This window comes from Allosphingosinicella sp., assembly GCF_059502505.1.
This window is the reverse complement of record NZ_JCACEU010000016.1, coordinates 641,301-653,350: the sequence shown is the minus strand read 5'-3', so window position 1 is coordinate 653,350 and position 12,050 is coordinate 641,301. Positions and strand designations below refer to the sequence as shown.

Below are 12,050 nucleotides of genomic sequence, written 5' to 3'. Positions count from 1 at the left end.
CTATTCGGCGCTCCAGAAGATATCGATCGAGGCGTCGAGATCGGCGATCACGCGGCCGATCGGGAGCTTCGAAAGCGGCCCTTCCTTCAGCGCCTGCTCCAGCACGCGCCGTTTCTCCGCGCCGCTGATCACGATCATCACCGTGCGCGCCGAGGCGATGGCGGCGGCAGTCAGCGTCACCCGCTCGACCGGTGCATTGGCCGGCATCGGATCCGGCCGCACGCCGATCGCGCGGCGGCTCTTGGGCCCAGCCACGGCCGCTTCGAAATCGGGTCCGGGGAAAATCGAGGCAGTGTGCCCGTCCTCGGCCATGCCCAGGCAAATCAGGTCCAGCGGCCATTGCAGCTCCGCGAGCCGCGCATCGGCGGCCCGCCCCGCCTCGCGATAATCACCGGCGCTCCCGTTCTCGGCCAGCGGCACGATCGTCGCACCCTTGGCGGCGAAAAAGCCGGCGAGCTTGCCCTGGTTGCTGAGCGGATCGGTCGGCGGCACCAGCCGGTCGTCGCTCGGGACAATCGTCACCTTCGGCCAGGCGATCCCCTTCTCCTTCAGCAAAGCCTTGTAGATCGGATCAGGCGTGTTGCCCCCGGGCAGCGCCACCCGCGCCGAGCCATGGGCCTCGATGGCGCTCTCGATGACGAAAGCGATATCGCCCGCCACCTGCTCGGCCATTTCGGCGGGGGTATCGAACTCCCACCATTCCACTTCGTCCATGAGGCTCTCCCTATCGGCAGCGCCATAGCCGCTCGGACTGCTTGGTCAAACCGTCAGGCGAAGGCCTCGTCGAGGAAGCGGAGCGCCGCCGCCCAGCTCTGCCGGTCCGCCGACGGATCATAGTCCATTCGCGGATCGGCGCCGCCGGCGACGTTGGGATTGGTGAAGCTGTGCAGTGCCCGGCCATAGACGATCAACTGCCAGTCCGCCTGGGCTGCATCCATCTCCTCCTGGAAGACAGCGACGTCCTGCAGCGGCACGAGCGGATCCAACGCGCCGGTGCACGCGAGGACCTTGGCCCTGACCTCGTTCTTTCGGGCGGGAAGAGGGGTGCGGAGCAATCCGTGAAAACTCACGACCGCCCGCAGATCCGCTCCGCTGCGGGCGAGTTCCAGCACGGCCATGCCGCCGAAGCAGTAGCCAATTGCGGCAATGCTTCGGGCATCCACTCCCTCGATGCCGGCGAGCGCCGCGACCCCGGCCGCCACGCGTTCTCGGAAGACCGGGGGCTCACCGCGCAGCCGATCCATCTGGCGCACCGCCTCCTCGCCTTCGAACGTATGACCGCCGCCATAGAGATCAGCCGCCAGTGCGACATAGCCGACGTCGGCCAGCATCCGTGTCCGGCGCCGCGCATTGTCGCCGAGGCCGGGCGCCTCGTGGACGACCAGTATCGCCCGGCCGTTCGCCTCCCGCGGCCGCTCAAGAATGCCGTGAAGCCTGAGATCACCATCGCTGTAAAAAAGGGAATCACCCATCAATCGGGCGGGCGGATGGTGTCGAGCGGGGAGCGGGAGCCTGTCTCTTGTCCTCCCGCCTCATCGCTTTCGCTTTCCGGCAGGGTGTGGCCGGGCGCATCGGCTTCCTTCAGCGTTGCCCCGTCAGAACGCCATTTGCCGCGCGCAAGCGCTTCCGCCTTCAGCGGCTCTTCATCGTCAGCCATGCATCTGCTCCCATCGATCGCCGTGGCGAACGAGCGCAGGTGAAGGCGTGTTCCAAGTGTTGAGAAGAATGGCGCGCCCGGAAGGATTCGAACCTCCGGCCCCCAGATTCGTAGTCTGGTGCTCTATCCAGCTGAGCTACGGGCGCGCGGAAGAGAGCGCCACATAGGGGTAAGGTCAGGGGAGCGCAACCCCGCAGCGCAGCGCCCGAAGCCGGAAAAATCCGCGGTTGCCGCCCTTCCTGCGGCGTCATAGGGATCGGCCATGCCAACCCGCCGGTTCCGCGCCTTTCCTGCTGCGTTCGTAGCCCTGCCGCTGCTCGGCGGATGTGCGGCGCAGGGCCCATTCCCTTCGCTGGCGCCGCGGGCGGTCGAAGGCAATCTGACCTGCCGATCGGGCGCCGCCGGCTGCCCTGACGTCGATGCAGGCGCTCCGCAAGCCGCTCCTGCCGCCTCGCCACCGATCAATGCCGATCCCCAGCTCGGCGCCCGCGTGGCGGAGCTGCTGGCGGCGGCCCAGGCGGGGCAAGCCGATTTCGCCGCTTCGCTGCCTGCAGCGCGCGCCGCCGCCGAAGGGGCGGGCGCTGCCGGCACCGACAGCTGGGTCGCCGCCCAGCAGGAAATCTCCCGCCTGGAGGCGGCGCGGGCGCGGACCGTCGATGCGCTCGCCGAACTGGATGCGCTCGCCATCCGCCGGAGCGATGCGCCGGTGAGCGAGGCGGATTATCAGGCAGTGCTCGCGGCGGTCGAGGAGGCCCGGGCCCTCGCCGAGACGCAGCAGGCTGAGCTCGACAGGATTACGGGGCTGATCAGCAACCCCTGAGCGCAGCGGCATGGGCCCGGGCAAGCTCGACATAATTGGCCACGCCCATGCGCATCCCCTGAAGGTCGCTCTCGCTCAGGTCCCGCACATATTTGGCCGGCCGGCCCGCCCAGAGCTGACCTGACGGGATCCGCCTACCCGGAGTGAGCATCGCGCCGGCGGCAAGCATCGCATCGCTCTCGATCTCGCAGCCGTCCATCACGATCGAACCCAAGCCGACGAAGGCGCGGTCGTGGAGAATGCAGCCATGGACCATCGCGAGATGACCGATCAGCACCTCCTCACCGATAATCGTCGGGTGTCCCGCGGGATAGCCGAGCTTCGGCGAATCGACATGTAGAACGCTGCCGTCCTGAATGTTGGTGCGCGCGCCGATCCGGATGCGGTTCACATCGCCGCGGAGGACGCAGTTGTACCAGATGCTCGCCTCGGGCCCGATCTCGACGTCGCCGATCAGCTGGGCGCCGGGCGCGACGAAGGCGGCCGGATCGATTCGAGGGGACCTGCCGCCGAACTCTATCAGGTGCGCCATTCGTCTCTCCCGATCGTGTAGACGATCACCCGGCCCTCAGCCCATTCCGGCCCCTCATAATCCAGTTCCGAGCGGCGGGTCATGCCGAGCCGCTTCATCAGGCCCCAGCTTGGGCTGTTGCCCTCGACGGTGAGCGCCACGACCCGTTCCGCCCCGAGCCGGTTGAACGCATGGTCGAGCGAGGCCGCAGCCGCTTCCCTGGCATAGCCCTGCCCCCAAACGTCCTCGCGGAGGCGCCAGCCGATCTCATATTCGCCCTGAACCGGGCTACCCGCGTCGTCGGCGATTTTGATGCCGCAAAAGCCGAGCAAGTCGCGATCCTGCTTCCGCTCGACCCCCCAGAAGGTGAAGCCGCGGCTCTCCTGCCAGGCGATGAAGCGGTCCGTCACCACCTTCTCCATCGCCTCCGGGGTCTTCACGCCCCCCAGCCAGCGCATCACCGCAGGTGTGTTGAGGCGCAGGAACGGCTCCACGTCGGCCGGGGTCCAGTCGCGCAGGACGAGGCGCTCGGTTTCGATCTGCATCAATTCGTCAGCTTCTTCAGGAGCGGCAGGATACTCGCATAGTCGTCGCTCCACCCGGCGAAGCCGGGCCGATGCTCGAGCGGCTGCCAACCCTCCGGGTGGGTAAGCGAGACGAGGCGGCCGAGGGTCGCCGGATCGCGCGACATCGCGATCCAGACGGAGGGGTGCGATTCCTCGACCAGGCGCTCGGTCAGCTCAGGGCTGTAGCGCAGGATACGCGCATGCCAGCCTCCTGCGCGTGCGCCGGCGGCGAGCACCGGCTCCAGGTCGAGATAGCGGTTCGAGATGTGCATCAGCAGCACGCCCTTGGGCTGGAGCGCGCGCCCGTAGACCTCCAGCGCCTCCCGGGTCAGCAGGTGCATCGGCACCGCGTCCGAGGAGAAGGCGTCGACGGCGACCATGTCGAAGCTCGCCGGCGGCTGCTTGGCCATGGTGAGCCTCGCGTCGCCGAGGAGGATGCGGGCGTCGGGGGCGCATTTGGAGAGGAAGGTGAAACGGGTCGGATCGCGAGCGATGCGGACGATCGCCGGATCGATCTCGAAAAAGGTCCAGCTCTGGCCCGGCAGCCGATAGCAAGCGAGCGTCCCGGTGCCGAGGCCGATGACGCCGATCCGCGCGGCGGGGCCATAGAGCGGCCGGGCGTGGGCCAGTGCTAAGCCGACACCGGACATGCTCGTATAATAGCTGGTCGGCTGGGTCTCCATGCCGGGCCTGAGGCTCTGGACGCCGTGCACGGTGGTGCCGTGGGTGAGCACGCGCGCCGAACCGCCAGGGCGGGTGGAGACAGTGTAAATGCCGAAATAGCTGCGGGTGCGGACGTCCTCCAACGAGAGCTTCAGCGTCGACCAGCCGCCATAGCTCATCATCAAGGCGATCAGGCAGGCGGCATAGACGCCTCGGCGGCCGATGCTGAAGACCGCAATGAGGCCGATCAAAGCGGGCGCGGCGACGTTCGCCCAGCCCGGCACGTCCGGCCAGAACTTCCGGTCGCCGGCCAGAGAGAGGAGGAAGACGATCGTCGGGATGGCGAGTGTGAGGATATGGCGGAGCTTCCGCTGCTCCCAGATCCGTTCGACGAAGGCGAAATAGTTGCCGAGCGGGAGCAGGAAGGCGGCGGCGACGATCAGCAGCGGATGCTCATAGGCCCAGTCGAAGACGAGCGGCGCGGCAATCGCGACGAGCGCGCCGCCGATCACCCCGCCCAGCGACATGCTGAGATAGAAGCCGGTCAGCCGGTCGGGTTCGGGGCGGAGGCGATACATCTCGCCGTGCAGGGTGACGGCGATCACGAACAGCAGGCTGAGTCCCAGCGTGGCCGAGAAGATCGGGCGCGTGGAGCCATCGGCGAAGGCAAGGCCGCCCGCAATCAGGATGATCAGCGGCGACAATTGGGTGATGAACTCGGTCGGGCCGCGGCGGCTGGCGAAGGCGACGACGAAGCTCAGCAGATAGAGGCCGAGCGGCACCACCCAGAGCAAAGGAATCGCGACGATATCGGTGGTGAGATGCGTCGTCGTCGACAGCATCAGCCCCGACGGCACGGCGGCAAGGACGATCCAGTGCAGGACGCGCTTCGCACCCGGCGCGGGAGACAGACGCTGCGGCTTCTCCTCCACCACATGCGCCGGAATGGTGAGAGCGCAGGCGACCACCAGAGCGACGAGCAAGGCGTAGCCGCCCGTCCAGAGCCCGCTCTGCTGGTCGAGCGTCAGCAGCGGCTCGACGATCAGCGGGTAGGAGATGAGGCCCGCGAAGCTGCCGAGGTTGGACGCCGCATAGAGGGGATAGGGATCGCCGCGGCTGGTCTCGAGCGCGTACCAGCGCTGCATCAAGGGCGCCTGGGCTGAGATGATGAAGAAGAGTGGGCCGATCGAGGCGACGAGGAACCAAGGCACCCAGAAGGCGGTGCTGCGGTCGCCGGGCGGAACCGCGTCGATCAGGTCGATGGGTAGCCAGAGGGCAGCAAGGGCGAACAGGCCGAGATGGAGCCCCGCCTGCAGCCGCGGCCGCAGCTGGCCGAGAAAATGGGCGTAGGCGTAGCCGCCAAGGAGCAGCGCCTGGTAGACCAGCATGGCGCTGTTCCAGACCGCAGGCGCGCCGCCGACGCGGGGCAGCGCCATGCGCGCGACGAGCGGCTGGGTCAGGAAAAGCAAGAACGATCCCGTGACGATGGTCGCGAGAAAGAGCGGCTTCACGTAACGCGGGGGAGCCGCGGCAAGAGCTGGGCTCCCGGCCGAACCTGCCTCCTCGCTCATACCGTCTCCAGCGCGGCGACGGCGCGGGCCAAGGCGTCGACGCATTCGTCGACATCGTCGAGGTGAGTGCGGAACGAGAGGATCGCGCAGCGCAGATGGAAGCGCCCATCGATCCGGGTGCCGCTCAGCATCACCCGGCCCTCCTGCTGAATGTGGCGGATCAGCCGCTCGTTATAATCGTCAATGTCTCCCGCCGCCGGCCGATAGCGGAAGGCGACCACCGACAGGTCCGGCGGGTGGCCGACCTCGAAGCCCGGCAGCTCGGCGAGCCGGGCGTGAAAATAGCGGGCGAGGCGGAGCTTCTCGGACTGGGCCGCGCGAAAGGCGGCGACGCCGGCGATCTGCAGCGGCAGCCACAGGCGGAGCGCCCGGAAATGGCGCGTGAGCTCAGGGGAAAGGTCAGCGGGGGAAGGCCCAACCTCCGCTTCGCCGAGGGGGCGGATATAGTCGGCGCTGGCGCTGAACGCGTCGAGCAGGTGGCGACCCTCGCGCACCAGCACGGCGCCGGTGCCGTAGGGCAGGAACAAGGTCTTGTGCGGGTCGAGGACGACGCTGTCGGCGCGATCGATGCCGGTGAGGATGGCCCATCCCTCGTCGCAGAGAGCGAAGAGGCCGCCATAGGCGCCGTCGACATGAAACCAGACGCCGTGGCGGGCGCAGAGTTCGGCGATGTCGGCCAGCGGATCGACCGCACCCGTGTCCACAGTTCCTGCCGAGGCGACGACCAGCCACGGCCTTATGCCGGCGGCGAGATCCCGCTCCAGCGCCTCTGCGAGTGCGTCGATGCGCATACGATGACGATCATCGGTCCCGATCAGCCTGCGCGGCGCGTTGCGGCGGCCGGCGATGTGCAGCGCCTTGTCGACGCAATGATGTGCGAAGCGGCTCAGATAGACGGCGCCGCCTCCGTCCGCATCGCGAGCCTCGCGGGCGGCCACGACTGCGGCGAGGGTGGCGAGGCTGCCGCCTGAGGTGAGCGTGCCGGCGGCGCCCTCCGGATAGCCGATCGCTTGGGCGAGCCAGGCGGTGGTCGCATTCTCCAGCCGCACGGCACCGGGGCTCGCTGAAGCGAAGCCGGCATATTTGTTCGAGGTCGCCGCGAGCAGATCACCGAGCGCGGAGTGGAACAGCCCTCCCCCCGGTATGTAGGCCATGAAGCGCCCGGAGGTGGTGGCGAAACCCGGCCGCTCGATGCAGAGGCCAAGATAGTTAAGGATGTCGGCAGGGTCGCGCCCAGCCTCTGCGAACTCAGGCTCCAGGCGGCGGGCGAAGACGTCCGACCAGGGATTGTTCGCCGGCGCCTCGGGAACGGCGTCTAGATAGGCCAGGGCATGATGCAGCGCCATCGTGCCCAGCCGCGCCCGCTCCTCCGCGTCGGGCTCCAGCGGCCGCATCGCCTGTTCGAGCGCCCTTATCTCCGATCGGAGCGTGTCGAGCATCAGCGCGCGAGCAGCCTTGCGGCAAGCGGCGCATGATAGGTGAGGACGCCCGAGCAGCCGGCGCGCTTGAAGGCGGTCAAGGTCTCCAGCACGAGCGCGTCGCGGTCCCCTGCCCCCGCCGCGGCCGCAGCCTCTATCATCGCATATTCGCCGCTCACCTGATAGGCGAAGACCGGCACCTCGAACCGCTCCTTCACCCGGCGAACAATGTCGAGATAGGGTAGGCCCGGCTTCACCATCACATGATCGGCGCCCTCGGCGATATCGAGCGCCACTTCGCGCAGCGCTTCGGTGCTGTTGCGCGGGTCCATCTGGTAGCTCTTCTTGTCGCCCTTCAGCAGGCCCCGCGAGCCGACGGCGTCGCGGAAGGGCCCGTAGAAGGCGCTCGCATATTTGGCGGCATAGGCCATGATCTGCACGTTGCAGTGGCCCTCCCCCTCCAGCGCCTCGCGGATCGCGCCGACGCGGCCGTCCATCATGTCGGAAGGCGCGACGATGTCAGCACCGGCGCTCGCCTGGACGAGCGCCTGCTCGACCAGGATCTTGCTGGTCTCGTCGTTGAGGACGTAGCCCGCCTCGTCGGTGATGCCGTCATGGCCGTCGGCCGTGTAGGGATCGAGCGCGACGTCGGTCAGGATGCCGACCTCCGGCACTGCATCCTTGATCGCGCGGATGGCGCGGCAGATGAGATTGTCCGGGTTGAGCGCCTCCGAGGCATCCTCGCTGCGAAGCTCGGGCGGCGTGTTCGGGAACAAGGCGATGCACGGGATGCCGAGTGCGCGCGCCTCCCGCGCCTGATCGACCAGTCGGTCGACCGACCAGCGCGAGACGCCCGGGAGCGTCGCGATCGGCTCCTCGACATCCTGCCCCTCGGTAATGAACAAAGGCCAGATGAGGTCGCTCGGCGCCAAGCTCGTCTCGGCCACCAGCTCTCGACACCAGCTGCCGGCGCGGGTGCGGCGCAACCGCGCGGCGGGAAAGGAACAGTCCGTCATCGCAAGGGCTGTAGCCGGGCGCGGAGCCGGCGCACAAGGCGGATGGACATTCTTGCGGCGGCGCGTGTTCTCCCCCACGTGCACGCCATGCGACCCGTTCCGCGCGAAGCCATCCTTGTGGTCAACGCGCATTCCCGCAGAGGCCGGGACCTGTTCCAGCAAGCCAAGGAGAAGCTGGAAGCTGCCGGCGTGCGGCTGCTCGAGACGCATCCGGTGAAGGACCCCCGCAACCTGATCGACACGATGCGAAAGGCGGTCGCCAGCGGCGCGCCGATGGTGATTGTCGGCGGCGGCGACGGCTCGCTCTCCTGCACCGTGGACGACGTCGTGGACCGTGACTGCGTATTCGCCTTACTCCCGCTCGGCACCGCCAACAGCTTCGCGCGGACGCTCGGCATCCCGCTCGACCTCGACGGCGCGATCCGGACGATCGCAACCGGCAAGAGGCGGCGGATCGACCTGGGCATGATCGACGGCGACTATTTCGCCAATGCGGCCGCGATGGGGCTGTCGCCAATGATCGGCGAGACGGTGCCGCATAACCTCAAGCGCTACATGGGCGTGTTCGGCTACCTAATCTGGGCGATCTGGTGCCTGATCCGCTTCCGCCCGTTCAAGCTGTCAGTGGACGACAGCAATGAAAAGAAGACGATCTGGGCGACGGAGGTGCGCATCTTCAACGGCCGCTATCATGGCGGCGTCGAGCTTGCCGAGCATGCTGAAGTCGACAACGGCGAGATCATCATCCAGGCGGTCACCGGCCGCAGCAAAGCTCGTTTGATGTGGGACTGGTTCGCCAAATATTGGAAGCTCCCCGCCCGCGACGCCGCGGTCGAGGAGTTTCACGGCGAGCGCCTGCGCATCGACACCAAACCCCGCCAGAAGATCTCTATCGACGGCGAAGTGCTGGCGAGCACGCCCGCGATCGTCGAGGTCGCCCACAAGGCGATCGAGGTGGTCGTTCCGAAGGATGCTGAGTGGTGAGTGTCGCTCTCACACGCCGCTCGTCCCGAGCGTAGTCGAGGGGCTTCCGCGAGGAGTGCGTGCCATCCCCCTCGACTTCGCTCGGACGAACGAAATGTTTAGCCGAGCCGCGCCAGCGCCGCTTTCAGCCGCTCAGCCTCCGCCGCCTTTTCCGCGTGATCGGACCGAGCCTTCTCAACTGCCTCCGGCTTGGCACGCTCGACGAAGCTCGGGTTGCCGAGGCGTTGCGCCAACGAGCCCCGCTCCTTCTCCGCTGCCTGCATGGCCTTTTCGAGCCGCGCCTTCTCGGCGGCGATGTCAATCACCCCTTCGAGCGGTGCGTAAGCCTCGAGCCCAGTCACGGATATCGCCATAGACCCGGCTCGGATTTCCGCACTTACGGCCTGCTGATGATCAACGAGCGGAAAGTCGAAGATGTTGACGGGCCCTTGATCCGGGAATGACTTTGCGGAAGTGAATTTCACTCGAGCCAGTCTCTCAATCGCGCTCTGATTTCTGCGGCCGTAATCCCTAGCCGTATGGGAAATGGTCTCCACGTTTATCACTGTTGGGAGAATACGGCCCGGAGGGATGGACAATTCCACCCTGCCCGCCCTTATTTGACTCACTAGATCGATTACCCAATTGATCTCCGCCATTGCCCCAGGGTCCAGCGCTCGCGCGTCGGGCATCGGCCATTTGGCGAGGATCAGCTCGTAGGGCCGCTCGCCCATCGCGTTCCAGAGCTCTTCGGTGATGAAGGGCATGAACGGGTGGAGCATGACCAGGATCTGGTCGAGCACCCAGGCGGCGACCTCCCGCGTTTCGACGGCGCTTTCCTCCGCCTGAAGCACCGGCTTGATCAGCTCCAGATACCAGTCGCAGAAGGTGGCCCAGACGAAATGGTAGATGGTGTTGGCACTCTCGTCGAAGCGCAGCTCCGCCATGGCGAGATCGAGCGCCTGCACCGTCTTCACCGTCTCGCCGATGATCCAGCGGTTGACGGGGAGTTCGGCCCTGGGCGGCTCGATCGCCGCTGAGGCGCCGATGCCGTTCGCCTGGCAGAAGCGGGCGGCGTTCCACAGCTTAGTCGCAAAGTTGCGGTAGCCCTCGACGCGCTTCTCATCCAGTTTGATGTCGCGGCCCTGGCTCTCCATTGCGGCGAGCGTGAAGCGCAGCGCGTCGGCGCCGTAGCGATCGACGAGGCCGAGGGGATCGACCGTGTTTCCCTTGGACTTGGACATCTTCTGCCCCTTGGCGTCGCGGACGAGGCCGTGGAGGTAGAGCGTCTTCCAGGGCACCTCGCCCATGAAGTGGATGCCCTGCATCGCCATGCGCGCATCCCAGAAGAAGATGATGTCGAAGCCGGAGATGAGGACATCGTTGGGATAATGGCGCGCGAGCTTCGGCGTCTCCTCGGGCCAGCCGAGCGTGGCGAATGGCCAGAGAGCTGAGGAGAACCAGGTATCGAGCACGTCGGAATCGCGGCGCAGCGGGCGATTGCCGGCCTCGCGCTGCGCCTGCTCCTCGTTCTCGGCGACGAAGACATTGCCGGACTCGTCATACCAGGCCGGGATCTGGTGGCCCCACCAGAGCTGGCGCGAGACGCACCAGGGCTGGATGTTCTCAAGCCAGTTGAACCAGGTCTTCTCCCAGGTCTTGGGCACGACCTTGATCTTGCCGGAGCGCACCGCCTCGATCGCAGGCTTCGCCAGCGTCGCCGCGTCCACATACCATTGATCGGTGAGCCACGGCTCGATCACCACACCGGAGCGGTCGCCATAAGGGAGCTGGATGACACGGTCCTCGACACGTTCGAGGAAGCCCCCCTCCTCCAGCAGCTCGACCACATGCTTGCGTGCGTCGAAGCGGTCGAGGCCGATCAGCTCATCCGGAATGCCGCCGCACTGGATCACACGCGCCTGTGCATCGAACATGTTGAGCATCTCGCCCGCCTTCATGCCGGCGCGGCGGCCCACCTCGAAGTCATTGAAGTCGTGACCCGGCGTGATCTTGACCGCGCCGGAGCCGAGCTCCGGATCGGCATGCTCGTCGGTGATGATCGGGATCAGCCGCCCGGTGATCGGCAGGCGGAACTTCTTGCCAACCAAAGCACGATAGCGCTCATCCTCCGGATGAACGGCGACGGCCATGTCTGCCAGCATCGTCTCGGGCCGTGTGGTCGCCACCTGGATGAAGCCGGAACCGTCCTCCAGCGGGTAGCGCAGGTGCCAGAACTTGCCCTGCACCTCGCGGGTCTCGACCTCGAGGTCGGAGATGGCAGTGCCGAATTTCGGGTCCCAGTTGACCAAGCGCTTGTCGCGATAGAGCAGTCCGTCGCGATATAGCTGCACGAACACCTTGAGGACGGCGCGAGTGAAGCCCTCGTCCATCGTGAAGCGCTCGTTCGCCCAGTCCATCGAGCAGCCGAGGCGGCGGAGCTGGCCGGTGATCTGGCCGCCGCTCTCCTCCTTCCACTGCCACACACGGCGCACGAACTCCTCTCGGCCGAGATCGGCGCGCTTCACTCCCTCCTTCTCGAGGTTGCGTTCGACCACCATCTGGGTGGCGATGCCGGCATGGTCCATGCCGACCACCCACAAGGCATCCTTGCCCTGCAGCCGCGCGTGCCGCGTAAGGATGTCCTGCAGCGTATTGTCGAGGGCGTGGCCGATATGGAGCGAGCCCGTGACGTTGGGCGGCGGGTTGACGATCGTCCAGGGCTCGGCGTCGGGCCGGTCGGGGCGGAACAGCCCTTTCTCTTCCCAATGCTGGTACCAGCGCGCCTCGATCGCGGCGGGGTCGAACGTCTTCGGCAATTCGGTCATGAGCGGGCGCTTAGACGAAGCGCTCCGCAGCGGCCAA

The 12,050-nt window shown here is 66.9% G+C and carries 11 protein-coding genes and 1 tRNA gene; 2 read left to right on the top strand and 10 right to left on the bottom strand.

Translation table 11 applies throughout. From position 1 onward, the window contains the following. The 4 genes from pgl to AC5JBD_RS11395 all read right to left on the bottom strand — a co-directional run bounded on the left by pgl (nucleotide 1) and on the right by AC5JBD_RS11395 (nucleotide 1,803). Nucleotides 1-714, bottom strand: coding sequence for a 6-phosphogluconolactonase (gene pgl, locus AC5JBD_RS11410; protein WP_495721914.1), 714 nt, complete (start codon nucleotides 712-714; stop codon nucleotides 1-3). Nucleotides 715-767: 53 nt separating this feature from the next. After that, nucleotides 768-1,472, bottom strand: a complete 705-nt coding sequence (locus AC5JBD_RS11405) for a dienelactone hydrolase family protein (protein WP_495721913.1) — start codon at nucleotides 1,470-1,472, stop codon at nucleotides 768-770. Beyond that, nucleotides 1,472-1,657 carry a hypothetical protein gene (locus AC5JBD_RS11400; RefSeq protein ID WP_495721912.1) on the bottom strand — a complete coding sequence of 62 codons (186 nt, stop codon included), beginning with the start codon at nucleotides 1,655-1,657 and terminating at the stop codon, nucleotides 1,472-1,474. Before AC5JBD_RS11400 ends, AC5JBD_RS11405 begins: the two co-directional genes overlap by 1 nt. Before the next feature lie 69 nt (nucleotides 1,658-1,726). Continuing rightward, nucleotides 1,727-1,803, bottom strand: a tRNA-Arg gene (locus AC5JBD_RS11395). Between the two features lie 116 nt (nucleotides 1,804-1,919). Between AC5JBD_RS11395 and AC5JBD_RS11390 the strand changes: the two genes are divergently transcribed. Further along, nucleotides 1,920-2,477 carry a hypothetical protein gene (locus AC5JBD_RS11390; protein WP_495721911.1) on the top strand — a complete coding sequence of 186 codons (558 nt, stop codon included), beginning with the start codon at nucleotides 1,920-1,922 and terminating at the stop codon, nucleotides 2,475-2,477. Here the strand turns inward: AC5JBD_RS11390 and AC5JBD_RS11385 are convergent. Genes AC5JBD_RS11385 through hemB form a run of 5 tightly spaced genes read right to left on the bottom strand, consistent with a single transcriptional unit; the run spans nucleotide 2,464 to nucleotide 8,222 of the window. Further along, nucleotides 2,464-3,009 (bottom strand): gamma carbonic anhydrase family protein, encoded by a 546-nt coding sequence (locus tag AC5JBD_RS11385; RefSeq protein WP_495721910.1) that lies wholly within the window; start codon nucleotides 3,007-3,009, stop codon nucleotides 2,464-2,466. The two genes, AC5JBD_RS11390 and AC5JBD_RS11385, sit on opposite strands and share 14 nt — an antisense overlap. After that, on the bottom strand, nucleotides 2,997-3,533 hold the full coding sequence (locus AC5JBD_RS11380) for a GNAT family N-acetyltransferase (RefSeq protein ID WP_495721909.1): 537 nt from the start codon (nucleotides 3,531-3,533) through the stop codon (nucleotides 2,997-2,999). Before AC5JBD_RS11380 ends, AC5JBD_RS11385 begins: the two co-directional genes overlap by 13 nt. Then, nucleotides 3,533-5,728, bottom strand: coding sequence for a fused MFS/spermidine synthase (locus AC5JBD_RS11375; protein WP_495721908.1), 2,196 nt, complete (start codon nucleotides 5,726-5,728; stop codon nucleotides 3,533-3,535). The genes AC5JBD_RS11380 and AC5JBD_RS11375 overlap by 1 nt, the downstream gene beginning before the upstream one ends. 56 nt (nucleotides 5,729-5,784) lie before the next feature. Then, nucleotides 5,785-7,227, bottom strand: coding sequence for a pyridoxal phosphate-dependent decarboxylase family protein (locus tag AC5JBD_RS11370; protein WP_495721907.1), 1,443 nt, complete (start codon nucleotides 7,225-7,227; stop codon nucleotides 5,785-5,787). Further along, nucleotides 7,227-8,222: a porphobilinogen synthase gene (gene hemB / locus AC5JBD_RS11365; protein ID WP_495721906.1), complete on the bottom strand. Its 996-nt coding sequence runs from the start codon at nucleotides 8,220-8,222 to the stop codon at nucleotides 7,227-7,229. The genes AC5JBD_RS11370 and hemB overlap by 1 nt, the downstream gene beginning before the upstream one ends. A gap of 87 nt (nucleotides 8,223-8,309) precedes the next feature. Here hemB and AC5JBD_RS11360 point away from each other — a divergent pair, with 87 nt between their 5' ends. Then, entirely contained in the window at nucleotides 8,310-9,206 is an 897-nt protein-coding gene (locus AC5JBD_RS11360; RefSeq protein ID WP_495721905.1) for a diacylglycerol/lipid kinase family protein, read from the top strand. Nucleotides 9,207-9,304: 98 nt separating this feature from the next. Here the strand turns inward: AC5JBD_RS11360 and AC5JBD_RS11355 are convergent, their stop codons facing one another. Next, nucleotides 9,305-12,013, bottom strand: a complete 2,709-nt coding sequence (locus tag AC5JBD_RS11355; RefSeq protein ID WP_495721904.1) for a valine--tRNA ligase — start codon at nucleotides 12,011-12,013, stop codon at nucleotides 9,305-9,307. Nucleotides 12,014-12,050: the final 37 nt, after the last annotated feature.

Excerpts from the sequence above, each read along its gene's own strand:
- pgl (WP_495721914.1), bottom strand. The coding sequence starts at position 714 with ATGGACGAAGTGGAATGGTGGGAGTTCGATACCCCCGCCGAAATGGCC.
- AC5JBD_RS11405 (WP_495721913.1), bottom strand. The coding sequence starts at position 1,472 with ATGGGTGATTCCCTTTTTTACAGCGATGGTGATCTCAGGCTTCACGGC.
- AC5JBD_RS11400 (WP_495721912.1), bottom strand. The coding sequence starts at position 1,657 with ATGGCTGACGATGAAGAGCCGCTGAAGGCGGAAGCGCTTGCGCGCGGC.
- AC5JBD_RS11390 (WP_495721911.1), top strand. The coding sequence starts at position 1,920 with ATGCCAACCCGCCGGTTCCGCGCCTTTCCTGCTGCGTTCGTAGCCCTG.
- AC5JBD_RS11385 (WP_495721910.1), bottom strand. The coding sequence starts at position 3,009 with ATGGCGCACCTGATAGAGTTCGGCGGCAGGTCCCCTCGAATCGATCCG.
- AC5JBD_RS11380 (WP_495721909.1), bottom strand. The coding sequence starts at position 3,533 with ATGCAGATCGAAACCGAGCGCCTCGTCCTGCGCGACTGGACCCCGGCC.
- AC5JBD_RS11370 (WP_495721907.1), bottom strand. The coding sequence starts at position 7,227 with ATGCTCGACACGCTCCGATCGGAGATAAGGGCGCTCGAACAGGCGATG.
- hemB (WP_495721906.1), bottom strand. The coding sequence starts at position 8,222 with ATGACGGACTGTTCCTTTCCCGCCGCGCGGTTGCGCCGCACCCGCGCC.
- AC5JBD_RS11360 (WP_495721905.1), top strand. The coding sequence starts at position 8,310 with ATGCGACCCGTTCCGCGCGAAGCCATCCTTGTGGTCAACGCGCATTCC.
- AC5JBD_RS11355 (WP_495721904.1), bottom strand. The coding sequence starts at position 12,013 with ATGACCGAATTGCCGAAGACGTTCGACCCCGCCGCGATCGAGGCGCGC.